Origin of the sequence: Acinetobacter sp. YH1901134, from assembly GCF_013416965.1 — a bacterium.
Lineage (GTDB): Bacteria > Pseudomonadota > Gammaproteobacteria > Pseudomonadales > Moraxellaceae > Acinetobacter > Acinetobacter amyesii.
This window is the reverse complement of record NZ_VPEW01000001.1, coordinates 1-26,925: the sequence shown is the minus strand read 5'-3', so window position 1 is coordinate 26,925 and position 26,925 is coordinate 1. Positions and strand designations below refer to the sequence as shown.

The 26,925-nt window shown below is 40.6% G+C and carries 25 protein-coding genes; 3 read left to right on the top strand and 22 right to left on the bottom strand.

The annotated features are described in order from the left end of the window. Window positions 1-8 precede the first annotated feature (8 nt). Window positions 9-305 carry a DUF2218 domain-containing protein gene (locus FTV50_RS00125; protein WP_180023104.1) on the top strand — a complete coding sequence of 99 codons (297 nt, stop codon included), beginning with the start codon at window positions 9-11 and terminating at the stop codon, window positions 303-305. A gap of 31 nt (window positions 306-336) precedes the next feature. Here FTV50_RS00125 and FTV50_RS00120 read toward each other — a convergent pair whose 3' ends face one another. The 9 genes from FTV50_RS00120 to FTV50_RS00080 all read right to left on the bottom strand — a co-directional run bounded on the left by FTV50_RS00120 (window position 337) and on the right by FTV50_RS00080 (window position 8,693). Then, on the bottom strand, window positions 337-1,398 hold the full coding sequence (locus FTV50_RS00120; RefSeq protein ID WP_180023103.1) for a M48 family metallopeptidase: 1,062 nt from the start codon (window positions 1,396-1,398) through the stop codon (window positions 337-339). A gap of 14 nt (window positions 1,399-1,412) precedes the next feature. Continuing rightward, a complete protein-coding gene (locus tag FTV50_RS00115) occupies window positions 1,413-2,519 on the bottom strand; it encodes a YjgN family protein (protein WP_180023102.1) in 1,107 nt (368 codons plus the stop codon). A 130-nt stretch (window positions 2,520-2,649) separates the two neighbouring features. Then, a complete protein-coding gene (gene fghA, locus FTV50_RS00110; protein ID WP_180023101.1) occupies window positions 2,650-3,495 on the bottom strand; it encodes an S-formylglutathione hydrolase in 846 nt (281 codons plus the stop codon). Between the two features lie 28 nt (window positions 3,496-3,523). After that, the gene (locus FTV50_RS00105; RefSeq protein ID WP_180021433.1) at window positions 3,524-4,915 is read right to left on the bottom strand and encodes a C13 family peptidase; all 1,392 of its coding nucleotides are present in this window, start codon (window positions 4,913-4,915) and stop codon (window positions 3,524-3,526) included. A 125-nt stretch (window positions 4,916-5,040) separates the two neighbouring features. After that, window positions 5,041-5,859, bottom strand: a complete 819-nt coding sequence (locus tag FTV50_RS00100) for a class I SAM-dependent methyltransferase (protein WP_218950684.1) — start codon at window positions 5,857-5,859, stop codon at window positions 5,041-5,043. After that, a complete protein-coding gene (locus FTV50_RS00095; RefSeq protein WP_078191179.1) occupies window positions 5,853-6,677 on the bottom strand; it encodes an undecaprenyl-diphosphate phosphatase in 825 nt (274 codons plus the stop codon). The genes FTV50_RS00100 and FTV50_RS00095 overlap by 7 nt, the downstream gene beginning before the upstream one ends. 12 nt (window positions 6,678-6,689) lie before the next feature. After that, window positions 6,690-7,355, bottom strand: coding sequence for a tRNA (adenosine(37)-N6)-threonylcarbamoyltransferase complex dimerization subunit type 1 TsaB (tsaB, locus tag FTV50_RS00090; RefSeq protein WP_180023100.1), 666 nt, complete (start codon window positions 7,353-7,355; stop codon window positions 6,690-6,692). A 163-nt stretch (window positions 7,356-7,518) separates the two neighbouring features. Continuing rightward, window positions 7,519-8,049, bottom strand: a complete 531-nt coding sequence (locus FTV50_RS00085; protein WP_180023099.1) for a gamma carbonic anhydrase family protein — start codon at window positions 8,047-8,049, stop codon at window positions 7,519-7,521. Between the two features lie 35 nt (window positions 8,050-8,084). Next, window positions 8,085-8,693: a CoA pyrophosphatase gene (locus tag FTV50_RS00080; RefSeq protein WP_078192365.1), complete on the bottom strand. Its 609-nt coding sequence runs from the start codon at window positions 8,691-8,693 to the stop codon at window positions 8,085-8,087. A 126-nt stretch (window positions 8,694-8,819) separates the two neighbouring features. Here FTV50_RS00080 and FTV50_RS00075 point away from each other — a divergent pair, with 126 nt between their 5' ends. Next, window positions 8,820-9,368, top strand: coding sequence for an NUDIX hydrolase (locus FTV50_RS00075; RefSeq protein WP_180023250.1), 549 nt, complete (start codon window positions 8,820-8,822; stop codon window positions 9,366-9,368). A gap of 68 nt (window positions 9,369-9,436) precedes the next feature. Here FTV50_RS00075 and FTV50_RS00070 read toward each other — a convergent pair whose 3' ends face one another. The 6 genes from FTV50_RS00070 to FTV50_RS00045 form a co-directional block, all read right to left on the bottom strand. After that, the gene (locus FTV50_RS00070) at window positions 9,437-11,452 is read right to left on the bottom strand and encodes a hypothetical protein (protein ID WP_180023098.1); all 2,016 of its coding nucleotides are present in this window, start codon (window positions 11,450-11,452) and stop codon (window positions 9,437-9,439) included. Window positions 11,453-11,474: 22 nt separating this feature from the next. Continuing rightward, window positions 11,475-12,824 carry a putative pilus assembly protein FilE gene (gene filE / locus FTV50_RS00065; protein ID WP_180023097.1) on the bottom strand — a complete coding sequence of 450 codons (1,350 nt, stop codon included), beginning with the start codon at window positions 12,822-12,824 and terminating at the stop codon, window positions 11,475-11,477. 14 nt (window positions 12,825-12,838) lie between these two features. Beyond that, on the bottom strand, window positions 12,839-14,503 hold the full coding sequence (locus tag FTV50_RS00060; protein WP_078192369.1) for an OmpP1/FadL family transporter: 1,665 nt from the start codon (window positions 14,501-14,503) through the stop codon (window positions 12,839-12,841). Between the two features lie 12 nt (window positions 14,504-14,515). Further along, a complete protein-coding gene (locus FTV50_RS00055) occupies window positions 14,516-15,715 on the bottom strand; it encodes a hypothetical protein (RefSeq protein WP_180023096.1) in 1,200 nt (399 codons plus the stop codon). A 60-nt stretch (window positions 15,716-15,775) separates the two neighbouring features. After that, window positions 15,776-16,609 carry a C39 family peptidase gene (locus tag FTV50_RS00050; RefSeq protein ID WP_111884773.1) on the bottom strand — a complete coding sequence of 278 codons (834 nt, stop codon included), beginning with the start codon at window positions 16,607-16,609 and terminating at the stop codon, window positions 15,776-15,778. A gap of 198 nt (window positions 16,610-16,807) precedes the next feature. After that, window positions 16,808-17,764 (bottom strand): DUF6160 family protein, encoded by a 957-nt coding sequence (locus FTV50_RS00045; RefSeq protein WP_078192372.1) that lies wholly within the window; start codon window positions 17,762-17,764, stop codon window positions 16,808-16,810. Window positions 17,765-18,019: 255 nt separating this feature from the next. On the opposite strand from FTV50_RS00045, the gene pabB reads away from it, so the two are divergent. After that, window positions 18,020-19,360 carry an aminodeoxychorismate synthase component I gene (pabB, locus tag FTV50_RS00040; RefSeq protein ID WP_180023095.1) on the top strand — a complete coding sequence of 447 codons (1,341 nt, stop codon included), beginning with the start codon at window positions 18,020-18,022 and terminating at the stop codon, window positions 19,358-19,360. Between the two features lie 118 nt (window positions 19,361-19,478). Here the strand turns inward: pabB and hisC are convergent, their stop codons facing one another. From hisC to FTV50_RS00005, 7 genes are all read right to left on the bottom strand, one after another. Beyond that, window positions 19,479-20,576 carry a histidinol-phosphate transaminase gene (hisC, locus tag FTV50_RS00035; protein WP_180023094.1) on the bottom strand — a complete coding sequence of 366 codons (1,098 nt, stop codon included), beginning with the start codon at window positions 20,574-20,576 and terminating at the stop codon, window positions 19,479-19,481. A 181-nt stretch (window positions 20,577-20,757) separates the two neighbouring features. Beyond that, window positions 20,758-22,059 carry a histidinol dehydrogenase gene (hisD, locus tag FTV50_RS00030; RefSeq protein ID WP_180023093.1) on the bottom strand — a complete coding sequence of 434 codons (1,302 nt, stop codon included), beginning with the start codon at window positions 22,057-22,059 and terminating at the stop codon, window positions 20,758-20,760. Window positions 22,060-22,259: 200 nt separating this feature from the next. Continuing rightward, the gene (hisG, locus tag FTV50_RS00025) at window positions 22,260-22,961 is read right to left on the bottom strand and encodes an ATP phosphoribosyltransferase (protein ID WP_180021457.1); all 702 of its coding nucleotides are present in this window, start codon (window positions 22,959-22,961) and stop codon (window positions 22,260-22,262) included. Next, on the bottom strand, window positions 22,961-24,217 hold the full coding sequence (murA, locus tag FTV50_RS00020) for a UDP-N-acetylglucosamine 1-carboxyvinyltransferase (protein ID WP_078191193.1): 1,257 nt from the start codon (window positions 24,215-24,217) through the stop codon (window positions 22,961-22,963). The genes hisG and murA overlap by 1 nt, the downstream gene beginning before the upstream one ends. 6 nt (window positions 24,218-24,223) lie before the next feature. Next, window positions 24,224-24,475, bottom strand: coding sequence for a BolA family iron metabolism protein IbaG (ibaG, locus tag FTV50_RS00015; RefSeq protein WP_078191194.1), 252 nt, complete (start codon window positions 24,473-24,475; stop codon window positions 24,224-24,226). 135 nt (window positions 24,476-24,610) lie between these two features. Further along, complete coding sequence (gene hpf / locus FTV50_RS00010) at window positions 24,611-24,943, bottom strand: ribosome hibernation-promoting factor, HPF/YfiA family (RefSeq protein WP_078191195.1); 333 nt, start codon at window positions 24,941-24,943, stop codon at window positions 24,611-24,613. Between the two features lie 169 nt (window positions 24,944-25,112). Then, the gene (locus FTV50_RS00005; protein ID WP_180023092.1) at window positions 25,113-26,567 is read right to left on the bottom strand and encodes an RNA polymerase factor sigma-54; all 1,455 of its coding nucleotides are present in this window, start codon (window positions 26,565-26,567) and stop codon (window positions 25,113-25,115) included. Window positions 26,568-26,925 lie beyond the last annotated feature (358 nt).

Here is a 26,925-nt window from a genome sequence, read left to right as displayed (position 1 = left end):
TTGCAACTATGAAAAGTTCAACACACATCACCACCGCTCAAGCAGCACGTGTTGCTAAGCGCTTAGTCAATCATTGGAAACATAAATTTGAAGTCAATGAACAGCTCATTGGAGAAAATACTGCATTCAAGATTCAACTGCCGTCTGCAGAAGTCAGTCTTTTACCACAAACTGCATTTTTAGATGTGGTGATTTCAGCCCAAGATCTAAGTGCAAATCTAGATCAATTGGAGCATGTAGTTTTAGATCATTTGATCCGCATGGGACAAGAAGAACTCAGTGCAACATGGCAACGTGAACCATAGTCTACGTCGCCATATTGTCAAAGCCTTTCACTCAATGCTGATGTGATTGGTAATTTCTGACTGCATCAATACGGGCTTTCGTGGCTGGATGCGACTCAAAGAAGTCTGTCCATGATCTCTGATTTTTGGCAGTTCCATCTTTGGCATCTTTCTCTTTTGCTGTTTCAGCATCAGCTTTATCTTCCATACGTTGTAAGAAATTTGCAAAATGCGAAGTTGGTATTTGATGTTTTGAAAGTTGTTTTAAGGCATATAAATCTGCTTCAGATTCAAAGTCTCGTGAGTAGCTCGCACCCACCGCAGCTACCGGTAAACTGGTGAGAATATCTGAACCATCTCCTGTTATCATCAACAAAATAATACTGATGCCTAAACCTGACAAACTTTGCTGCAAACTATGGCGTTGAACTAAATGCCCCTGCTCATGTGCAAGTACACCTATGAGCTCATAATCATTTTTCGCTAATTTAACCAACTCATCTGTCACGATAATGGTGTTATTGGGTATCGCCAATGCATTTGCACCGATGCTGCCACCACCACGGAATAACAACTTCGCAGGACGATTTTCAGCCACCAATTGTTGATATTCTTGCTTCAACTTATCTTGCCGTGCTTGTGGTAATTTTGTGGGTTCAGTTATATCGATAATATATTTTTCCGCCTGATCCCCCCAACTCGTTAAAGCTGTCTCAGGCAGTTGATTGGCCACCACATGTGATGCCGCAGGTATGCCCCATTTAATTAATACAAAAGCAAAAGCCACCACGAAAATCACACTAAAAATGATTAAGGAGGGCGAACGCTCTAATTTCCAAATCGAATGCCAACGCGACTTTACATCGAGATTAAACCACTCTGGCAAAGGTTGATGAAACTCTAAACGAGCATCGTCCTTTAACTCAATCACTGGCTGAATATCACCTAAAGCACCGATCAGCGTCATATCTTGATAGGTGTAATGCTGTGTTTGTTCTAGGTCTTGACCATAACGCACAATCACAGCATGTTCCCCATCTGCGCTGATTTGAGCAACAAAGGGTTTTGACACTTTCCCATCATAATAGGTTGCATTCACTACTGATGTTTTCATGTAATTCACCTGCGTTATAAGGAAATATCTAGGTCAAAAATATCGGATAATTCTTCAGCAATCGCATTGTGATCTTGCTGCATTTGATTTTGTAATTGGTCAGGATCATCGACCAACATTAAGTGTAAAGATTCAGTCTGATATTTATATAGTCGTACAACTGCCCATGGTGTCAGTAAACCGAGGCTAATCACTTTAGCCAACCAATTACTCAAGACAATCCATGCATAGCGCCATTGATTACAGTCCGTATGAAACTGACTGCGGCTCAACGTGGTGTTATTCCAAGTGGTAATAAAAATACGTGCAGCTGTGAGTGGCCAAATAAACATATAGCCAATCAAATACATACCAAAAATAATGAAGACATAAGATGCGTCATTTAAACCATCTGAACTACCAAACAGTATTGCAAAGATTACTGCCAGCAATGCACCAAAGCCCATAAACAGAAATAAAGGCACATACATGGCACGCATATAATCGCCCCACGTATTATTCAGATTAAATTTTAACTGACCCAGATACAAATGATTCAGACATTCACGTTTATATAGCCAGACCGCAACTGGTGTAAACAAACCAAGGGTAAAGACAACCACCGCAAGACATTTAACAAAGCACCAATACGCGCTTTTATTTGTCCCTGAAAAAAAGAATCGGCTATTACTAAATTTACTGTTGCGAGCACGGAAACGAATCGTAGATCGAATAAGCCAAGGAACCGCAAAGAAAATCAGGACAAATCCCGCTAAGAAAGCTTCCCAAGAATACTTTATAGCAAAAGAGAAACCACCATAGACCACTAACGCAATGATTCGTCCAACTAAAATTTTTGTAGGCAAACCAGTAAAATCAAAACGACGCTGAAATACCCAAGTATTACCGTAAAAATAACGTAAACGGCGGACCTTTGCCCAAGGCGCATAAAGTCCAAGCGTGACAATCGTCAGTAAGATATTCACAATCCAAATACCGAAATATTCAGACGCATTACCTTTAAACCTAAAATGATAATTTCGTCCCAAGACATCAGCCTGTTCTGTCTCACCAAATAGACTCGGTGGATTCATTACGGGCAGCTCTGGCGGAAGCGGCGTTTCCATTTGTGAATTTTGCATAAGTACCCTAAATTATTTTTTTTGGTATGTCGAATTTATTCATCTGCATGGTAATGCTCATCACCATGCTTTATTTATACGTATATTAAAGCAAGTTATGCCTCAATATTTTTAACCACTGGCTTTTAGATTAATGAACTACTGTTTGCAATTGGACAGCGTGAAATTTCAAATGATCGTCCATAAAACTTTGAATAAAATAATAACCATGATCATAGCCTGCATGTTCACGCAGTTCGAGTGGCTGCCCAACTTGCTCACACGCTTGCTGAAACAACGCCGGATTTAACTGGCTATAAAATTGATCATCAATACCTTGGTCAATCAAAATGGCTTTAAACAAAGCCCCTTTAGATTGAACTAATGCTGTTGCATCATGCTGAAGCCACTGCTGACGGTCTGAACCTAGATATTGACTAAAAGCTTTTTCGCCCCATGGACACTGACTCGGCGCACAAATCGGTGCAAAAGCAGAAACCGATTTAAACAGGTCCGGATGCTTCAACGCTAAAGTTAATGCACCATGACCGCCCATACTATGTCCGAATATGCCAATCGCAGCTTTTTGTACCAGAAATTCAGCCTGTACTAGCGAATACAATTCTTCAGTGATAAAACGTTCCATTTGATAATGCTCGGCCCACGGTTGTTCCGTTGCATTAATATAAAAACCTGCGCCTTGCCCAATATCCCAATGATCACCTTGTGCTACCTGTTCCCCACGTGGAGAAGTATCAGGGCTAATTAAAATCAGGCCGAGCTGCGCAGCTAAACGCTGTGCATGCGCTTTAATGGCAAAGGTTTCTTCAGTACAGGTTAATCCAGCCAAATAAAACAATGCAGAACACGCTTGGCCTTGCAAGGCTGCTTCTGGCAGAAAAATACCAAACTTTGTCGTGGTCTTTAGACTTGAAGAATCCAATTGATAAATGCGCTGCTCACCCGCAAAACAAGTATTTCGTTGTACTAATTCCATGATCTTTATCCTAAACTTTTTTAATCTTTTAAGGCGTAACCGTCGTAGCCGGTGCAGTAGTCGTCGGTGGGAACAATCGTTGTTCTAATTGAGGCAACATTAATGCCATATTTTTCCCCATCGACCACTGCGGTTCAGAAGGTTCGAAACCTTGCGCTGCTTCCCATTTTGCTACAGTCGCTTTGGTTTCATTAAATGCCGCTTGAATACTGGTCTGCTCACGCATCGCCTGGTCAAAGAACGCACGACCAAAATAGGTGTATTCAGCTTCATTCGAACAGCCAAAAGACTGTCGATCAGCTGCCGATGCTGTAATGATTAAAGTATTATCATTTTGTAGTGCTGGAATAAAACTGCCTGAATAACATGAAGAAATGACAATCACACGCCAACGAATTCCGGATGCATCCAAGGCTTCTTTTAACCATTTAGGATCGACTTGCGCCAAATCCAAAGGTGCATTTTCCATTTCAAAGACATTCGGTAAACCATGTGAGGTCATATATAAAAATAAGACATCACTTTCTCGGTTCATCTGCTGACCAATACGACGCAGCGCCAACTCCATACTGGTTTTAGATGCCAGCGGAATTTCAGTGCGCGTTGCAGGGTTATTGATAAGCTCAACCGAACGCCCATAGGTGCCAAAACGTGTATCAAACTGTTCTTTAATCCGTTCAATTTCCAGTTTAAAGACATCTTGATAACTCGCACCTGCCACCCCTAAGAAGTACCAATGGGATTGGGCAAATTCACCATATTCCACTGCGTCTAAAGATTTATTGAGCAAACGGCTTTGTGCATAAAATGCATCTTCAGCAAAGCTTGGAGGAACTTCTTCTACTTTCCAAATCGGCTGATCTTTGACTGAGACTTGCCACACGACCAAAGTAAATAGCGTCGCACCCATAATCAGTGCTCGCTCCCACCATGGCCATTTCAGCTCACGTGAAAACACCCAAACGACAGCCAGACTTTGCCAAACAAATAGAATAATGAATAACGTTGGAATGTAGTCATACAGAAAGTATGGAAGAAAATCGAGATCTCCCAAATATTGAATCAAACATTGAAACAACATGATGTGCGTATCAAGCACCAACCAAAGCAATGCAGGGACCAACATTAACCGTGGATTATTTACACGTTGTGATAGGAAAATCCCCACAATTAAAGCAATAAATGGCCACAATGCATAACTTATAAGACCTTGAGCGTTAAATTCACCAATACGCCCCGTGCTCAGCCAACTAAATAAACTGTTGGCACAACCACCTAAAATCCCCCAAAACACCAATTGTAAAATCGATGGACGAACGATTTGTAAAGAACGACGAGACCCAAAAAATAACCACATCCCCGCAGTTTGGTTGCTTTTAAAATCATGCCAAAAATTGATGGAGGGTTTGAAATCAATCATAGAGTTCTAATGGTGGCCTTGGCTCGCTTAATTGCACAAATAATTTTATGCCTGATGTCGTTTTTAGCAATGCTATTTTTTAACTATATAACAAATCTTTGAACAATATTGAAGCAAATATCATTTTAAGTCACAAGATCATGTTGGAAATATGCATCAAAGCGACAAGCATCACCTTGCCACTGATGTTGTGGCTCTTGATTCGCTAAAAAAACCGCCAATCGTGGACGTTTAACCACGACACGTTTAGCAATTTTTTGTGCTAAATCCAGTAAATTATCACCTAAATCCATTTCGCCATCTTCAGGCAACAACAAATGCAGTAATTGCATTTGTTTTTTGACCTGCGCTTGCTTTTTGACGGCTTGCTGGTTTTGATCTCGCTGTGGAAACATCGGATCGAGATACACCACATCAAAGATTTGATTGGTCGTCGACAAATGTTTCAAAAAGTCTGCCGAATCTGAAAAGACCAATTCAATTCGAGCTACAACCGAACTTAAAAATGCATCTTGCTGCGCACGTTGATGTGAGTCTTCCAATAGGGTAAATAAAATCGGATGACGTTCCACAAGGGTCACATGAGCACCCAAATGGGCCATCAATAGACTGTCGTGCCCTAGCCCTGCGGTTGCATCCACAAGCTGTGGCTTTTCAGCCAAATTACACGCACGTGCAATCATCTCAGACTTTAAGGATGCTCGCTTTAAACGCCCCACTTCTGCTTTCCAATCGGGTTGTATCTTCATGCCATTGGCCGCTAACCACAAACCATCTGCATCGACACACAAACTGAGTTCAGGGTTTAAACGTAAAAAACGCGCGTTTAATTTTTCAATTAATTCAATATTTACAGATACGCCACGTGAAGAAAGCACAGCAGAATACTGCTGTGCTTTCTCATGAAACTCTTGTTCTGTGTATAAGCGGATTTCGCTTACCATAATTTCCAGCCTGTAAATGCGAACAATAAAATCAATAAACCTGAAACAATTCGATACCACGCAAAAATCATAAAATCACGTTTTGCCACATAAGCGACAAGCGCACGAATTAAAATCAATGCAGAGACAAATGAAACGATTAAACCAACGGCGATCACAGTCCAATCTTGAGTGCCTTGAAATACATCATAGCTTTGATATAAATCCAGTAAACCTGCACCGACAATAACAGGAATACCCAAAAAGAATGAAAACTCAGTGGCTGCTTTACGAGAAACACCCAAGAACATAGCACCAATAATAGTTGCGCCTGAACGTGAAGTCCCTGGAATTAAAGATAAAACTTGAATTAAACCAATCCAAATCGCATCTTTAATGGTTAAATCTTCTACTTCTTTGGCACGCACCTGCGGTGGATTTTTTTCAATCCAAATAATGATCAAACCACCGATAATCAACCCCATAGCAATCGCAATGTTATTGAACAGCAGCTCTTTCACCGTCTGACCAAACGTCAAACCAATCAACACGATTGGAATCGAAGCGAGAATTAAGCCAAAACCTAAACGGCGACCTTTTTCTTCACCAGTCACCATACCGGTTGCTGCGCCCCACAGGCGGCCCCAGTATTCATAAATCACCGCCGCAATCGCACCCATTTGAATTGCGATCACGAAAACATCACTTTTTTCTTTGGTCCAAAAGTTCATTAATTCTGAAGCCAGAATTAAATGCCCTGTACTTGAAATCGGTAAAAATTCGGTAATACCTTCAACAATACCCATGATTGCCGCTTTGAGCAGCAGTAGAAGATCCATATATAACCCTAATTATGGCTTGCCTTGTTCTGAAATTTTCTTCCAGGCGTTATCTCGTAAATAAACGGGCAATGCAAGTTCAGCACTCACCCATGCTTTTCTTTGCGCCGCTTCGCGGGCAATAGTAGCAATATCTTGTGCTGTTGCACTTAAGTCTTTGTATTGTGTTTGTTCTGATTGAATGAGCTCACTACCAGAACCCACGACAGTAAATTTGATCTGTGGTGTGGCATCTGCGTAACTTAATAATTGTTCTTCATCTACAGCCTGCATAATGCCATTGGCATCGAGTTGATAGCTTGCGATATACACTTCTTGCATGCGAGCATCAAGGACTGCTGTTACTTCAGTCAAACCATGTAGACGATGCGCCGCTTGAGCCAAAGCTTGCAAAGTCGAGACTGGAACAACAGGTACGTCATTGGCCCATGCCAAAGCCTGTGTTACCGCTGCATTAATACGAACACCACTAAATGAGCCAGGCCCACGACTAAATGCAATTGCATTTAAATCCGCTAACTCAATAGCAGTTTGATTAAGCCCTTGCTCAATCATTGGGAGAATGGTTTGCGTCTGCGCTTTTGCCCGTAAATCGAGTTGAAAATAAAGCTCTTGAGTTTCATCTACAATCGAGACGGAACACTGCTCATTGGCAGTTTCCAATGCCAGTAATTTCATGCGCAACCTTAATTAAATTTAATCTTAAAAAACGTTGAATATGATACTCCACTCCATCGCAGTTCGCGAGATTTTCCACCTCAGACACAGCGCTTTCTATATTTAATCTATAAAAAAAGCCTCGACAAACGTCGAGGCTCTTTTGCTTGCCATATATAGCGTTCTAAAGTTCAGCGACTTCGAGTTGAGTAAAATTTTTAAAATGAGCGGCATAGTGCATGGCACTCATTTTTAGACGTGCTTCGGCTTGTTCATCTAAAGTCTTGACGACTTTACCCGGTGAACCCATCACAACAGAATTATCCGGAATCACCTTCCCTTCTGGAATTAAAGCATTCGCACCAATGATGCAATTTTTACCAATCACAGCATGATTTAGAACCACGGCATTGATTCCGATCAGACTATTATCACCTACGGTACATCCGTGTAGCATGGCTTGATGCCCAATCGTGACATAATCACCAATGATCATTTCAATGCCCGCATCGGTATGCAGCACCGCATTTTCTTGTACATTGGTAAAATCACCCAGTTTGATACGACTGTTGTCCCCTCGAATGACGGCTCCGAACCAGACACTCACTTCTCGGCCTAATTCAACTTGCCCAATGACCGTTGCATTTTCTGCAACCCAACCATCCCAAGGTTGATGCGTGGCTTTCGGGCTATATCCTTGAAATTTGTACAACATGATCAAACATCCTATTTTGACTTTCTAAAAATGATTTATGGCTCACGGCCCAAATGAAATGAAGGAGAATTTAATAAAAAAGGCCATTCTTTTTGATAATTCAGACCATATTGAAATAAGGAAATCAGCATCCGTGCAGTCAAGCCCCATACGATTTCGTTTTCGATTCTTAAACTGGGAAAATAAAGCGATTGCTGGGCAAAACGAACTTCATATGGCGTTGGCGGTGTTTCTAAAAGCTGTCTTAATGATGCAAAAAAAATACGGTCAATTTCAGTGGGTTGAGGTATCAAATTTACGTCAGGCGGGATCAATCCCACGATCGGTTTAACTAACATTCCATTCCGTGCTTTTTGCATTGGTAAATCACCCAAAAGTTGCACATCAAATGGATTTAGAGCGGTTTCTTCTTGAGCTTCTCTTAACGCCACCACGATATTACTGGTGTCTTGGGCATCACGTTTGCCACCGGGAAAGGACACCTCACCGGCATGATTATTCATATAGAGTGAGCGGCGGGTCAATAAAATGCGTGGATTATCTTCTTGGGTAATCGCAATCAATACAGCAGCATGCGCAGGTTGAATACGCTTAGAAAAACGTAAACTTTGCTGCAATCGCTGAGTCAATAACCCCTCATCCATCCACATTACATCCTTATAATTATCTTGTTTTCATCATAGCTGAATTTCGGCCAAGCTGGTTAGAAATGATGCCAAAGTTTTATTTTTAAGTTATTCTAACGGTTCACACAATCCATGACGATGAATATGAACTTTTGCTCAAACTGCGGACAAAAAACAAAAGAAGCGATCCCGCTTGGAGATCATCAGATACGCCGTATTTGTACCGCATGTGGGTTTATTCATTATGTGAATCCTAAAGTCATTTGTGGTGCTTTAGCCGTTTGGGACAATCAAGTTTTACTTTGCCGTCGTGCGATTGAGCCACGTTATGGGCTGTGGACATTACCCGCTGGCTATATGGAACTCTATGAGACGATGGAGCAAGGAGCAGCGCGTGAAACTCGCGAAGAAGCCGAAGCAGAAGTCAATATTGAGCAACTGTATTGCATGTATAACATTCCCCGTATTGGGCAAATTTATGCCTTGTTCAAATCTGAACTAATCAATGGAGAGTTTGGTGCGGGTGATGAAACCATTGAATCACGATTATTTAGCGAAGAAGATATTCCTTGGGATGATTTAGCCTTTCCTAGTGTGGAAAGAACGCTGCGGCATTATTTTGCTGACCGCAGAACAGGTCAGTTTGAAATGCATCTCGAAACTCTCGGTACGCGACTCGATCACACAGGTTAGTTTGCAGATCTCTTAAATAAAAAAGCCCATCACGGATGGGCTTTTTTATTTTTCCAAGATTTAAATTTTTATTTTACCTTGATGGTGTAACACGGGGCCAATTCTAAAGAAATATCACCACCGCTTAACTTCGCCGTTTGAGCCGCAGCAGTATCATTTGGATTCTTTAAGCTATAAATATAACTAAAGCTGGCCAAACTATTCCCCCACTTCACCACTTTATTATCCGAATCTGTCAAAGCAACGCCAGAGGGACGTGTGCCTGCATTGGCATTAATCATATTGTGTAACTGCACTAAGGCACCGCCTACAACCATTGATGTATCCGCTGAAGTTTTCACACTTGAGTTCATTCCAATCAGCGCGCCATCAAGCGTATGGAAATATGGGTCAGCTAAAATCATACGAATCGAAATGGTATTTGGATTGATATTTCCTTCAGGCGTAAATGTCCGTGTTGTCGTTCCAATACGGTATTGCTGTACACCTTTTTCATCTTTCATTAGCAGTGGATCGAGCACATCTTTTCCGCTACAGCCTTCCGTCGCGTGTGTAGACAAATCGACAATTTGGCTATCTTGACGAGTAAATACATCGTCTGGCACGCCAGATTTTATATTTGTGCGAATATCACCATTACGGTCAATCACCACACCCAATTTCACTGTTTTAATCGAAGTATCGGTAAATTTAAAGGTTAAATCTGCATACAACGGGAAGATATAATTTTGTCCAGCAGCAACATTTTCAACAGACTTAAAGACTTTTTTGTCTAAATACGACAGCGGATAAAGCTTGTATAAATCCATCGTGCCTTTAAATTGCACTTGGTTAATATTTTGCTCCCAAAGACCTAATTTTTTCTTATCATCGGCCGTCAGAACATAATCATCTTTTTTAGCCGTTAACGTTTTATATAAACTTCCACCTGTACCGACCACCATTTTGTCGGCAAGTAGCGTCCCTTGTTTAATAATCAAAGGGCCAGAGTTGGCTTCTTCTGCATCAAAACGGAAACCCAGAATGCCAGGTTTATCAATTTGCTTGGTAAGCGGATCGATCCAATTGTCCTGTGGCGTTGCTGTTAAACGTGTTGGTCGAACCTGCGTCAAGAGCAAGACATTCACACCACCAATGGTACTCAACTGTTGATCAACTTTGCCCTTCCACTGTAAACCGCTACCAAAGGTCATGCCTTGACGGTCCGTCATTAACATGAAATGACCAAATAAATTGACTTTTGAGCTATCGGTCGGCAAACATTCATTTTTGTCACAGCCGACCAGTCCATTTGAACCACTGGCATTGGTAATTACGCCATCAGTTGAAAATAACGCAAACTCAGGCTGATATACCGCAGCCGTTGAGATATTCATGAGTTTTGAAACTAAGGTAAATGCATTTTCATTGCTGACTTCGGACAGGTCTAGCCAAGGTGTAAACAGGTCATTAAATTCCGTATCTGAACTGATACTGAAATCTGCTGTCGCGACATTTCGAGTGATTTGATCAATCAATACTTTATCTGCATTGTTAATATAAACCGCTTGGATATCTGTAGCTGTAACTGCGCTATTATTTTTCAAAGCCAAGGCTTGAATAATTTTGGCTAAACGCATGGCCACTTTAACTGTTGCGTCGGTATTTGAAATCGTTGCAGCAGGTTTACCCGCGATGCCGGCAGCCAAATCCAATAAGGTCAAACGTGGGGGTGTCGTGCCACTGGCTACATTTGAAATTTGTTTCAAATCTACTTTACCCAAATCAATTCGACGTGATTTTTCACCTTGGACAAAGAAAGTCACCGTATCGCCAATTTTACAGGCACCTGTCGAAACACCTTCTTTTAGATCAAATAAAGTAATGTAGGTATTTTTAACGTCGCTCGAACAATTAAAATTCAGACCTTCAATTGGATAATCTAAAACGAACTCAACACAGCCTTCGGTATTACTTTTACAGGTACCATTGGTTGTACTGGTATCATAAATTTCAGGATTCACATTTGCACTTTCACCGCCACAGCCACTAAGCGCTGCAACCAATGCCGTTAAAGCAAACGGTAATAAAATTTTATTTTTCATCCTAATTCTCTTTCTTATGTCCTTAACGGATTGCTGTTAATTTAAGTTGGCCTTGATTGGTTAATACGCGGCCATCGACGTCTATTGCAGTTGCTAAAGGCGTTAAGAATAAATACTGGCTACCTTTAGGCACTTGAATCACGCCTTCAATTTTTTCATGGTAAAGATGATCCGCTTCACCTTGGTTATTTTTGAATCCACCTGCGCCTTCCATGACACATCCATTTTTGTCTAAAAATACCGCAAATGGCCAATAAAATGTAGGATTTTGTACTTTGGATGCAAATGAATGTATACGAATATTTTGTAATGGTGATTTTAGTTTTACGACTTCATAGTCAAATTCGTCAGACAATGGTGCTCGAGGCCATAAGTTAATATCTTGAGCTAAGTCGAGCTCTTTGGCTTTCTTCATTTTTTTATTCGAAAAACATTGCTGACCTAAACCTTGAATGGTGTCAGCTTGTGACACCCGATAATATGATGTGGCTAAAGTGATTGGGCCTGTATCTTCGGGTTGATTACGTTTAAATAAATTATCAATGACGGAGCGACTGACACCTTTTTCACGTTCAATGGTTTGCATCCGCGTTTGCCCCATCTTGCTATCAATAACGCCTTCGGGCATGGTGTAAAAGCGCTTTTTGCCTTCTAAGTTAAACTCTTTATCTTCAAGATATTCATTATTGACATACTTTTCACCAGCCATCGTCGAAAAGCCTTGCTCTTGTTTTGCCTTAGCCGATTGTTTTGAAGGATGATTTTCTAAGTTTTCACCTGAAGATCGTACGGATTGATCAGTACTGACTACTTTCTCAGCAAGGATGTTTTTCTCGACGACAGGTTTATCTTTTTCAGCTAGAACTTTGGACTGATACGCTTCACGAGGTTGGGTTAGCTCTGATTGCTGTAACTTTTCTGTCCATGCGGTTGAAGGTACCACTTTTGCTGTCGTATCTGCCGCTTGTGCTGACTTTTCAGATTTGCGAACTTTATCCCCTGAGACGTCTTTAATTTTATCTACTGTGACAGCTTTAATTTCATCCCGTTTTTCCGGCTCGCGCATACTTAAATGTTGAGAATTCACCGGTCCAACAGCCTGTGCTGTTGGACTCGTTTGACGTGTCATCGGTGTCTTAGTTTGAGACGGACTAATACTTACGGATGGTTGAATAATTTGTTGTACAGGTTGAGAGTCTATCGTTTTAGCAGTTGGACTTTCTTTAGGTTTCTTTGCTGGTTTTTCTTGCACTTGTACCACCATTGGGCGCCCATCTGGCCCAATAATGGTATGAAACGCTCCAGCGTTGGCATACGACACTTGCACCACAGACAGTGCAAGTAACGTTTTTATGAATAAAATCCTTTTCATTCTGTCTGCTTATCCTACCAACGAGTTCTGTAATTTAATCCTAGGATGGTGATTTTCGTATCAGTTTTTACATTCAGTCCAGCATATGGGTTTAAAAGTAAGTTATTCACACCGGTTAAGTTTGCAAGACTACTAGTATTCGCTGGAATGTTATCTTTACTGCGTAAAAAGCCGATTGATAAATCTAAATCCGTATCTGCATCAAAACGATATCCAATCCCCATACCAAAGAGCTGCGCACCATTAATTGGGACCATAGTATTTCGCTTACCATCAGGAATAGAGGTACTCCGTGGTTCATAGCCTGCACGTAATTTCAAACGATCTGTTGCAGAATATTCAATACCAATACCCCAGTTCCAAGGCGATGTAAATTTCAAAGGTAAGGCCAAAGAATTATCGGTCACATTTTCAGATAATAATTTTGCAATTTTCAGCGCTGAAATTTGACGGTCGAATTCAAAACGGAATTTGTCCCAAGCACGATAATCGGTCCAGCCCACATCAAAATTAATTTGTAAATCAGGCATAACCTTATATTTGATCCCGGCCTGTACGTGCTGTGGATATTCAAAATCCATCGAAACCAAACCCGACTCCGAGTTAGGCACGGCATTTGGGAAACCCAAAATTGCAGCTAAAATTTGACCTGTTGGTGATGACATTAATCCCTTAATCATCTCCTGAGGCGCTTTTGCATTATGAATGCGATAACGACCTTTCATGCGCATTTTCGCAGCGCTTTGGTACACCATACCAAAACTAAAATCTTCGCGTGGCTCCCACAAAACCCCTAAGTTATAACTTGGGCTCAGTGACTGCTCTAAAGCCAATTCCATCTGACCAAATTTGCCAAATGGATTCATTCCTTCTTCGGTATTACACATCCCCAATAGCAAGATGTCGGTAATAATGTCCGAATTTTCCTTGAATGGCGTACAGACGACTTCATCAATCATCCTTAACATGCCGATCAACTCATTGGGAAATCGTAGATCTGATTTCAATCCAATGGCTTGATAGGACATCCCTACACCACCACCAATCGATAACTCATCACTAACTTGATAACCCACAGTTGGCGATAGATAAGTAATACGCTCTAGAGCAACTTGTTGCCCCATGAAATTACCTGGGTTGCCATTTTCAGCACCAAAACCCGCAATCAAAGGCGCATAAACGGCGGATGCAAATGTTGCTTTAGAACCTGGTGGATTATAGGCAATCCCCATCGTTGGTGCGGCAATGGGTTGTCCAGCACCAAAATCCACCATCTTTTTTAAGACAGGTACATATAGGGATGCATATTCAACATCACCAGAAACCTTATCTTTAAAGTCCGTACATATATCTGCCGTTACTTCAGGGCCATCATTACAGACCATTGGGTCATCAGAATAACCAAAGACGTTATAACCCGCAGGGACGGTAAATTCACGTTGAATATCAAAGTTTGCAATGATCCCCTGCATATCGGTTTGCAAACCTTCAATTTTAGTTAATGCTGCAGGGTTAAAATGCACGGCACTAATCCCCGGAGGATCAGCAGTTACTGCATTCCCTAATGCAAGTGACCGTACATCAACTGAAAGATTGGTACCCAATTGTGCAAAAGCAGCACTAGAACAGCCCGTTAAAACGATCGCACTAACAAGTGGGCTGAGTCGAATTTTACGCATACGACAGCCCTCTTAACGAAGTTTTTTTCCAAAACCTAGAATATCTAACGGGAAAGAAAGCCCTAATGACACATCTGGTGCATCTTCAGTTAAACCTAGCCCCACCGTACCATTCACAATCGTATCTGGAGATACACGTACACCTAAAGAAATTGCTAGAGTTGAACTAGTTTGGTCTGCAGGTGAATAGGATTCGCCCCTGCTATACGTAAATTCTGCGCCAGTGTTGAAACTTTGTTGATATGACATGGTGAGGGAAACATCGTAGTTAAATGAGTATGCAAAACCGAATGCAAAACCACCACTAATACCCGGCTCAAATTCTTCTATCGTTCTTAAGCCGCGCTTTTGATTTAACCCTGTTTCTTTAAAACCATAATTTGCCGAAACAGAGGCGAACAACACTACGGGATCAATATATTTACGTGTACTTGCACCGATACCTACAGAGTAATATCCCTTGCCAGTGGCTAAATCTTTTGTTGCATTTACTTCGTATGGACTATCACCTGTTTTCGTAGACAAATTACCAAATAAAATCAGTGGCAAACGACCTTGCTTCAATGGGAAGGGTTCCCAACGTGCGCCTAAAGAAATATCCCCTAAACCAGCAGTTGAAGTATCTTTTAATAAATCAGTTTTTGCTACTAAAGGCACAGATGCAGAGAATGTCAAATTGTCCATTACACCGTATTGCACGGTAAATGTATTGGTCATTGAGTGTGTGGCATTCTCTTGTACACGGAGTTGATAAAGTTGGCCTTGTGCCATTTCCATATCAAGTTGAGTATCACGGTAATAGGTATAATCGATATCGTAAAAAGATGATATTTCACCTTTTTTAATCAATGAATACTGACGTTCATTCGAGCTAAATACTTCCTGTAAGTTAGCTTCTTGACTCGCATCACCCTCTTGCTGTTGAAGTGCTGTCGATGCCTTTTCAGTGGCAGTAGCACTTTCGACTTGTGGTGCCTCAGATTGTACTGGCTCTTCAACAGATTCATACTGTCCAATTTCAGGCTCGGCAGCAGCTTCTTGTGCAGTATCAGCTTGGCTTACAGTAACAGGAGATACAGACTCTTCTACGACTGTCTCTTGTTCAACTGGATCATATTCTCCAAGGCTTGGCTCTTCAGCTGCATAGGCAACCCCCATCACCACCTGAATACTCATGGCTAGTAGTGTTTTGTTCATCCATTTACGATTCATGTTCCTTCCCACCGTTGTTATTTTTTTAATCCTGACACTTTGTTATACGCTTTCATCTAATTATTTACTCTTGTAGTAAAGCCTTAGAAAGTTGTAATTCGATTTACCATAAGACTCCGACTCTTCATTCATGTTTTTATCAAGTCGTATCGTAGATGCCTTGTCTGCAATTTTTTCCATGTAAAACTGCGGATATTGAATATCAACCAATGCATAACGGTTCACGGTTGCATCTTCAACATGTCGCAAGTCTGAATCTTGCAAAGCTAATAAATTTTTACGTTGCTCAGGCGCAACGTTGATTAAGAATAATGTGTTGTTTTCCCATATTTCTTGGAATCGAACTTCATCGAAACTGATATTGCCCAGTGCTGGATCTGCAACATAAACACGCCCATCTTTATAGGCTTTAAAAACCACAAAATGTTTAAAACCAGCATATGAAATCGGAACAATCGCAGGTTGGCCTTGCTTAACTAGATCTGAAAACTCACCTTTGTAGCCCCCACTGTCTAATCCGACAGCAGCGACAAAACGTTTCATGTCTAATAAGGAGAAACTTCGACGTTCGATAATTTTTTCAGTTTCACCAAATTTCAGCAAACCATTCATGGTCTGTTGCTCAGTTAGCTGTGTCCCTACATAACCATTTAATAAAGTGGTTAAGGCCGCCGAACCACAACTGTAGTCGTATGCTTGCCGAACGATGCCTCGAAATTGATCTTCTATGGCAGGTTTAATTTTTACAGATTCACGGTGCATCCGAGTAAAGGAATCATTTCGTGAATCCAATGTTTCGGTATAGTGAACTGTTCCGACTGGCTTTTCTTTTAAATCGAAGGACTCTTTGGCAAAGTAATACATCAATGCCGAGCCTACAGCTATCTCTAACATATCTTCTAACTTTTAGTTATCGGCAATGATGTGCCTTTTTTCATTATTTTTTTAGAGCTAATGCTCTACATCCATGTATTATGCAAGATACCTTTTTTTTTATAAAAAAACAGCATTTTTTTATGCTTTATTGGGTCATTCCGCACTTTTTTGTAAAAAAAAGCGCGTGATCAACACGCGCCTTATTTTTATTCTAAATTACTTACTAGAAATTGTAATTACAGAACCTTGGTTATATACACCCATTGCTGGGCTGTAGAACGTTTGTAAGCCTTGAACTTCGATATCACCAATTGAACCAGCGTCTTTACTTCCTAAATGAATACCTTTCACATAGTTGTCAATTGGACCAGAGTTGCTTACCATTTGAATATAACCATTGTTTGTGCCTTCTTTACCATAAACACGAACATCTTGGTTAATCGTTAAGTCAGTTTTATTAGCATCAGCAACTTTGATGCTTTCGATAAAGATTTCACCTGCTTCGCGTGTAGCCGTTTTAGTTGATGCATCTAGGATACCCAGATCTTTAATTTCTAAGCCACCAACCATTGTCGTACTCAGTTTAATCATTGCACCTTGTGGAGCAGCACCCAACTGAACATTTGCAGTCATTGGACCCGTTTTTAGAGAAAGGCCAGATAAAATTGCATTGTAGTTGTTATCGTCACCACCACGGCGAATGCCTGTAGTACCCGCTGTACCAGATGCTGTTACGCCAATTTCACCGATTTTGATATCTAAACCAGAAACATCAGCTGCGATGTTAATGAATGCACCATTTGCACCAGTACCAGCATCAGTATCAATACGTAAATCAGCTAAATTGCGAGAAGCTAGAAGATAAGCCCCACCGTTATCATAGTTTGCACCAATAACGATACCTTTATTTTCTAAAGGATCACCAGCTTTCTTGTTACCTTGAATAACGATCGCACCAGCAGTACTTGTACCGCCCTTAGCTGTATCCGTTAAACCGTCGTTATCGTGAATGAAAAGTTTTTCAATTTCAATTTTAGAGATACCAATCCCGATGTTAATACCATCTTGACCAGTGGTTGAACTCAGTGCAGCATCGTCCATTGCTTGCATAGCCATAGCATTCGCACTAAATGCGATTGAAGAAACTAGAGCTAATTTAGTGAAATTTTTCATACGGTACTCTCCCAAGAGTATTTATTTTTTTTGATTTTCAACCACTCGATTTATTCAGCTGTAATATTATTTTGTGACAACTGCTAAATCTTTCCTTGAGTTGTTTGCTCGCTCGATTAAATTATATCCAAGCTGAAATTTGTTCAACTGTTGTTGGTCGCAATCTAATTCTTACCGATAAACGGTATTTGCAAACCAAATGAATTAGGAATGGTATAAAATCCATTTTAGTCTTTAAAGTTAATTTTTCTGTTGATGCAAAAACCAATTTCTTTTAAAAAATTTATTCTCAAACAAACTGTTAGTGCTCAAAAAATTTTGCAAGCGCTTGCGCCCTTGCCACATGTGATTTTTTTAGAAGATCAAAACCAACCTGTTATTTGCTTTTTGGCAAATCAATATCAACAATTGAAGAATGATGAACTTAAAGCTTATGTCCGTACCAATTTAGATCAATATGAGGAATCTGATACTCAGCCCTTGCAAAATATTGCCTTCCAAGATTTATGTTCAAACTTAGGCAGCGGGTTTTCTGGGGGCTGGGCTGGTTTTATTAGCTATGATTATGCAGCGCAGCAACAGATTTCCTTGCACGCCAAAGTACAACCTCGCTTGTTTTTAGGACAATTTTCCAGTTTTTTAAAATTAGAGAATGATGGTTGGTATTTTTATAGTTCAGATCATTCTGCAGCTAAGATTTACGACTACATTGATCAGTTCATTCAAACAGAGATCACTCAGAATCAATTTAAATTAAGACAAAAATGTACTGCAAGATGGTCTAAGTCAGACTACACGAAAGCCTTTGATCAAGTGCAGGAATATATTAAAGCGGGTGATTGCTATCAAATTAATTTAACACAAGAATTCACAGCTCAAGCAAACGGTTCACTCTTAGATACCGCTCAAGAATTTTGGTCACTGACTGATGCACCATATTCAGGCTACTTACGTATTAATGATTTTGAAATTTTAAGTTGTTCGCCTGAACTTTTTATGGATTTTAAGCCTAAACGCAAGATTATTACTAAACCAATCAAAGGCACGATGCCTCGCTATGAAGATCCAGTTTTAGATGCGCACTCAAAACAACGATTAAAATCATCTGAAAAAGATATGGCTGAGAATGTCATGATTGTCGATTTACTGCGTAATGATTTGAGTGTTTATGCTGAAACAGGCTCTGTAAAAACACCAAAACTTTTTGATATTGAAAGCTTTAATCAGGTGCATCACATGGTCAGTGAAGTAGAGGCCGTGCTGAAAACCGATGTAAACCCTTTTGAGGTTCTGATGTCAGCACTGCCGGGCGGTTCGATTACCGGCGCGCCTAAAATTCGCGCGATGCAAATCATTGATGAACTTGAAGGTGCTCCTCGCGGCGCCTATTGCGGCTCGATGGGTTATTTTAATCACGATGGCACGGGCTCTTGGAATATTTTAATCCGCTCTATTCAAAAATACCAAGATCAGGTTTCGCTGTGGGCAGGTGGCGGAATCACCATCGCGTCTGATTGCGATGCTGAATATCAAGAATGCTTTGATAAAGTCAAAGCGATGCTGGATTTGTTAAACACGTGGTATACGAAAGATTAAACAAAAAAAGCGATTCAATTGAATCGCTTTTTTATAACCCTCCCCTTGCGAAGCAGTGCTTCTCACCTTTTCGAAAGGAAGATTAGGGTAGATTTAAATTTATAGTAGCTTGCAGCAATCAAGCCAAAATATCGTTTTTAAGCGTATCCACAAGGCGCTGATTTTGTTCATCTGTACCAATGGTGATACGTAGGAATTGATTAATCCGCGGCTTATTGAAGTAACGCACAATAATCCCGCGTTCGCGTAATTCAGCAGCCAACTCACCTGCATCTTTATTTGGCAATGAGGCAAAAATAAAGTTTGCCGCAGACGGCAATACCTTAAAGCCCAGCTCAGACAGCTGACCTACAAGTTTTTCACGGCTCGCAATCACCTTGGCATTTTGCTCTTCAAAATAGGCTTGATCCTCAAATGACGCCACGGCTGCTGCAATCGCAAAACGGTCCATCGGATAAGAGTTAAAGCTGTTTTTTACCGCCTCAAGCGCTGCGATTAAATGCGGCTGCGCAATCGCGAAACCGACACGCAAACCGGCCAATGAACGCGACTTAGACGTGGTTTGACAAACCACAAGGTTTTCATATTTGGCAACCAAAGCCACAGCAGATTCCGCACCAAAATCGACATACGCCTCATCAATCACAACCACTGAATTCGGATTGGCTTGCAGGACTTCTTCAATTGCAGACAAACCTAAAGCAATGCTAGTAGGCGCATTCGGATTGGTAATGATGATGCCGCCATTCGGCTGTTTATAGTCATCCACCACAATTTCAAAGGCATCATTCAGGGGTAAAATTTTAGTATTGGCCGCAATGCCAAAAAATTGGCTATATACCGGATAAAAACTGTAGGTAATATCTGGATACAAAACCGGCAGCTCTTGCACAAAAAAGGCTTTAAAAATATGCGCCAGCACTTCGTCCGAACCATTACCAACAAAGACCTGTTCAACAGGCACATGCTGCTGTTTTGCAATCGCTTGCTTTAACTCAGACGCATCTGGATCTGGATATAAACGTAAAACATCAGCAGAATTTGCTAACACTTTTTGTACTGCGTCCACCACTTTTGGCGATGGCGGATATGGGTTTTCATTGGTATTGAGTTTTAAAATATTTTGGATTTTAGGCTGTTCACCCGGTGTGTACGGTTCTAATTCACGTACATCAGGGCTCCAAAAACGCATTTGTTCAGAGGTAATATTTGGCATTTTATTTTGCTCTTTTTCACCCTCTCCTAACCCCTCTTGCACTTCGCTTTAAAGGAATCCTTAAAGCTCGTTCAGGGAGAGGAATATTCATTTTATGAGATTTCCCCTCTCCTTTCAGGAGAGGGTTAGGGAGAGGTTTATAGTTTTGGAAAACTAAGTTTTTCACCTAGTCTATATTTTATTACTGGTAACGATATCTCGCAGATCTCGCATGCGCATCTAAGTTTTCCTGCTGCGCTAATGTATCAGCCGTTTTCGCTAAAGTTTTCACGCCATCTTCAGAACACATGATTAAACTTGAGCGCTTTTGGAAATCATAAACACCGAGCGGCGATGAGAAACGCGCTGTGCCGGAGGTTGGCAACACGTGGTTTGGACCTGCACAATAATCACCAATCGCTTCTGGTGTATAACGCCCCATGAAGATTGCGCCGGCATGGCGGATATCTTCAGCCATTTCCTGCGCTTCATCTAAGCACAGCATCAAATGTTCAGGCGCAACTTGGTTAATCAATTCGGCGCCTTCCGCTCGGTCTTTGACTAAAACCAATGCGCCGCGGTTTTCGATTGAAGTTCGCGCAATATCTGCTTTAGGCAAAGCTTCTAAATGCTTTTCAATCCATTGCTCAACTTGATCTAAAAGTTCTGCATCTGGCGTAATAAATACCGCTTGAGCCACAGTGTCATGTTCCGCTTGTGACAATAAATCCATTGCCAGCCATTCAGCATTGTTTTGACCTTCGGCATAGACCAAAATTTCGGATGGCCCTGCAATCATATCAATACCGACTTGACCAAATACTGCACGTTTTGCTGCAGCAACAAAACGGTTGCCCGGGCCAGTAATTTTGTCCACAGATGGAATAGTTTCTGTACCATAAGCCAATGCTGCAACCGCTTGCGCGCCGCCAATGGTAAATACACGGTGTACGCCGGCTAAGTAAGCTGCTGCCAAAACCAATGGATTCAAATCACCATTCGGCGCAGGCACCACCATAATAATTTCAGGCACGCCAGCAACATGCGCAGGTACAGCATTCATCAATACAGAAGAAGGATAAGAAGCTAAACCGCCCGGCACATAGATACCCACACGGTCCAGCGGTGTGACTTTTTGACCAAGCGTATTTCCTAAAGCATCAACATAGGTCCAGCCGTCTTGCTTTTGCGCTTGGTGAAATTCACGAACACGGTTCGCAGCTAGTTCTAAGGCTTCACGCACTTCTGAACTTAAACCCTCAAATGCTGCTTTCAACTGTGCTTGCGTCAGCTCTAATTCTGAGAATTGATGCGCTGGATGTCGATCGAACTGCTGTGTCAATTTAAGAACATGAGCATCACCATGCTGACGAACATCAGCAATGATTTGGTCAACGGTTTTTAAAAGTTCTGGATCATTCACAGTTTCAAAAGCCAACAAGTCAGCAAAAGCTTGCTTGAAGTTTTGATCTTGAGTCGATAAACGTCGCATCAATTTACCCACAAGGTAATCTATTGGAAAAGATTAGTTTACCTGTTTTACAGCAGCTTGTGGACATCTATCGCATGTGTTCATGTGGAGTTTTATTGAAAATAACTTTCGTTAAAATTGGTGAAATACAGTTTTAACATTATTTTTCAGTTTTCATAAAAAAACCGCCCAAATTTGAGCGGTTTGATCAGCATAGCTAGAAACTTAATAACTTATGCTTTTTTTGCTTGCTCGCGTTCTTCCACGGCTTTTTCTAGCTGTGCAAGAATTGGATTCAACAAAGTTTGTTTACGTTTAAAGCTTGCTTTGTTCACGATTAAACGTGAAGACACTTTACAGATTTCTTCCAAAGGCTCTAAACCATTGGCACGTAAAGTATTCCCGGTATCCACAACATCGACAATGTAATCACCTAAACCAACCAATGGTGCAAGTTCCATAGAACCATACAGTTTGATCACATCAACTTGTTCGCCTAAGCTTGCATAATATTGACGGGTCAAATTGACGTACTTGGTTGCAATCTTTAAACGACCTTTCGGACGAACCATGCCGACTTTACCAGCCGTCATTAACTTACAGTTGGCAATTTTTAAGTCCAATGGTTCATACACATTTTGTGCACCATGTTCCATCAGCACATCTTTACCTGCCACCCCAATATCTGCAGCACCATTTTCAACATAAGTTGGTACATCAGAAGCACGTAAAATTAAAATACGTACGTGCTTATGGGTCGTTGGAAAAATTAACTTACGAGATTTATCCGGATCTTCCAATAAGTTAATGCCAGCTGTTTCCAACAATGGCAAAGTTTCTTTTAAGATACGTCCCTTACTTAATGCTAAAGTTAAACCATGATCAAAATTGCCCATTACGTCAAAATTGGGATCATCGTTTCTCATATCGCTCATTAACTTACTCGCTTAATTTGGGCACCTAAACCTTGTAACTTCGCTTCAACATCTTCATAACCACGGTCAATATGATAGATACGGTCAATCAACGTTTCCCCATCAGCGGCAAGTGCTGCTAAAACCAATGAGAAAGAAGCTCGTAAATCAGTTGCCATCACCGGTGCAGCAGATAATTTCTCTACACCTGTAACAACAGCATCATTACCTTCAACCTGAATATTAGCACCCATACGTGCTAATTCAGGTACATGCATGAAACGGTTTTCAAAAATCGTTTCTGAAATTGTGGCAAAACCACGACCAATTGCATTCACCGCCATCAGCTGTGCTTGCATATCGGTTGGAAATTCTGGGTGTGGTAAAGTTTGGAAACTTACTGCTTTCGGGCGTTTACCCATCATATCCAGTTCAATCCAATCTTCACCGCGCGTAACTTCCGCGCCCATTTCTTCAAATTTATCTAGCACAGACTCCAACAAGTTTGGATCGGTATGTGTGGTTTTGATTTTACCACCTGTGATTGCTGCAGCAGCAAGATAAGAACCTGTCTCGATACGATCTGCAACAACGGCATATTCACAGCCATGTAGGCTTTCAACACCTGTAACAACTAAAGTATCAGTGTCCAAACCTTCGATTTTTGCACCCATCTTGATCAACATATTAGCAAGATCGGTAATTTCAGGTTCACGAGCCGCGTTACGAATGGTCGTTACACCGTCTGCAAGAACCGCAGCAGTTAGAATATTTTCAGTACCACCAACTGTGACCATATCAAAGACAACTTCGCCACCTTTTAGACGACCATCCACTTTGGCATGCACATAACCTGCTTCAACTTCAATCTCTGCACCAAGTGCTTCTAAAGCTTTTAAATGTTGATCTACAGGGCGTGAACCAATTGCACATCCACCCGGCAAAGACACTTTTGCACTACCATAGCGCGCCAATAACGGCCCAAGCACCAAAATAGATGCACGCATGGTTTTCACGAGTTCATATGGTGCAAATTGGTTATCTAAGCTAGAAGTATCTGCCTTAACCGTATCACCTTCATAACTGATTTGAACACCTAAACCTGCGATCAATTTCACTAAGGTGTTCACATCTTTTAGATTTGGAACATTGGTTAATGTAATAGGTGTATCCGCAAGGATAGTTGCAGCGAGTAATGGCAATGCAGCATTTTTCGCACCAGAAATACGAACTTCACCTTCGAGCTTAGTACCGCCCTGAATCAGAAATTTATCCATTAATTATTAAGCTCCGAATAAGCTTGCTTTGCGCCATTCTTCTTTGGTCATTGCACGAATTGTTACTGCATGTACTTCACCGCTGGCAATGTAGGAGTTCAAAGGTGCATAAACAGATTGTTGACGAGCAACAGGACGTTTGCCTTCAAATTGATCATCGACGATGCGTAGATCAAATTTGCCGCCTTGCCCACTAACTGCAACCTCAGCTTCTGGAAAAGCAGCTTTTAAAATTTCAGTGAGCTGTTCACTATTCATCACAAGACCCCATATAGGACTAACGGTGTAAAACCCGTCATTTTACTATAAATCTAAAAAATAATTCATTAGTCACATACATTATATATATAAAAAAAGAGGTTATAAAAAACCTCTTTTTGTACAATGTACAATCTAAACCGTTAAAGGCATATAAATGAGCTGCATTTTTCGATGTTTATGCAATTGTTTTTTTAATTTTTCAGACAATTTTTTGATCGAGGTATACATATCATCAGCGCAAGCTTGCGCAAAAAGTTCGGTCCCGGGTAATCGTATAATCGCTTCTGCAATGTGATTATCACTGCCTTTTTTTGAACGTTTATCAACTTGATGATCTTTAGTCAACTTAACTTGCATACTATTGACCTGATCTAAATGTTTGGTCATTTCCGCAAATTTAAGACGAATATTTTCTTCTATTGCTGGCGTAATTGTTAAATGGTGGCCACGAATTGTAATCTGCATAATTCTATCCCTCACCTTCTTTCAGGACTGGAAAAGTTCAAGCCGAATTATCCAACTCAATATGCGAAGCATACATTTACACGATCAGATCATTTCGGCTATTCCTTATATAAAAAAGAGATTCATTATTTCGTCATAATGAACCTCTAGAATAGTCAGATTTTCAAATTTAGATCAACACTTTTCGCTCTGAAGATGATGGAATATGTAACGATTCACGATACTTCGCAACCGTACGACGAGCAACATCAATACCTTCTGCATTAAGCAACACTGCAATTGCATTATCAGACAAAGGTTTACGTGTATTTTCTTCTGCAATCAACTTTTTAATTTTTGCACGGATTGCAGTCGAAGACGCTTCCCCACCCGATGACGTTCCAACATGACTTGAGAAGAAGTATTTCAACTCAAATAATCCACGTGGTGTGAGCATATATTTATTTGTAGTTACACGGGAAACTGTGGATTCATGGAGTTCAACTTCTTCCGCAATATCACGCAGTACCAAAGGCTTCATTGCCTCAGGCCCTTGTTCAAAGAATGCTCGTTGATGCTCAACAATACAAGTTGCCACTTTTAATAAAGTTTTATGTCGTTCATCAATGCTTTTAATGAAATTCTTAGCTTCAAGCATTTGATTACGTAAATATTGATTGTCATCGCTTTGATCAGCACGCTTGATCATATTAGCATAAAAAGAATTTACCCGTAGTTTTGGCATTACATCAGGATTTAATTGAACCAACCAATGTTCATTCTTTTTTAAGACCACAACATCTGGAATTTGATAGTCTGAATCTTTATCTTCAAATTCTTGCCCTGGATGTGCCTTTAATGTTTTTAACAAAGAAATGGCTAGTTTGAGCTGTTCTGTATTTAATCCTGTTTGCTTAATCAACTTGGGTAATTCATTGGTAATAAGCAACTCATAATTTTTCAATAATAAAATAGCTTCATATCGATATTCAATATGCTCAGGAAGATTTTCAACTTGTACCATTAGACATTCAGCAAGATTGCGTGAGCCTACCCCTACAGGATCTAGACGCTGAATATGCTTTAAAACCACCAAAACTTCGTCATCTTCGACTTCTTCTTCATAATCCATAGAGTCTAAAAGATGCTGAACCGATTGGGTAATTTCATTTAATTCGCAATCTAAAAAACCTTTGTTATCTAGTGCATCGACAATACAGTGCGCAATTAATTTATCGATCACAGAAAAGTGTAAAAGATTAACTTGCTCAAGCAAATGCGCTTGTAAACTTTGATGCCCCTGCCGATTATCTTCGCGCTCTTCAAATTCAGCAGCGCCTAAACTTGTTGGTTGATGGGTATATACATCATCCCATTCTGTATCCACTGGTAACTCATCAGGTAAATGATCGGCATTTAATTCATTGGTTAAGTCTTTATTTTCCCGTTCTTGTTCTTGCAAGCTATTTAAACTTTCAACGGTATTCTGCTCTTCAACTTTCTCTAATAGAGGATTACTGTCGAGTTGGATTTGAATTTCTTGTTCCAATTCCAAACTTGAAAGCTGTAATAAACGAATAGCTTGTTGTAATTGAGGTGTTAATGATAAGGAATTGGCAACCTTTAACCCCATCGCTAATTTCATTAATAACTCCCCCTATAATTAACCGCACTTTATAAGCAATTTTTATGCCGTTTTATTTTTTATAGCATAATTTTGAACAGAACGCCCGATTTTTTGTCTTTTATAGACTCATTATTCAGCTAATTTATTCTTTTATTAGGAACAATTCGCCTTATAAATGAATTATTTAATTAGATTTATTATTAATTTTACTCTAATTCCCTCTCCATTCAGCTTCCCCTTTTTCTTCCGACATAAAAAAACACCCCCTGAGATATCAGGGGGTGTTTTCGAATAATGAGCTGGCGATGACTTACTCTCACATGGGTAACCCCACACTACCATCAGCGCTAAGAGGTTTCACTTCTGAGTTCGGGAA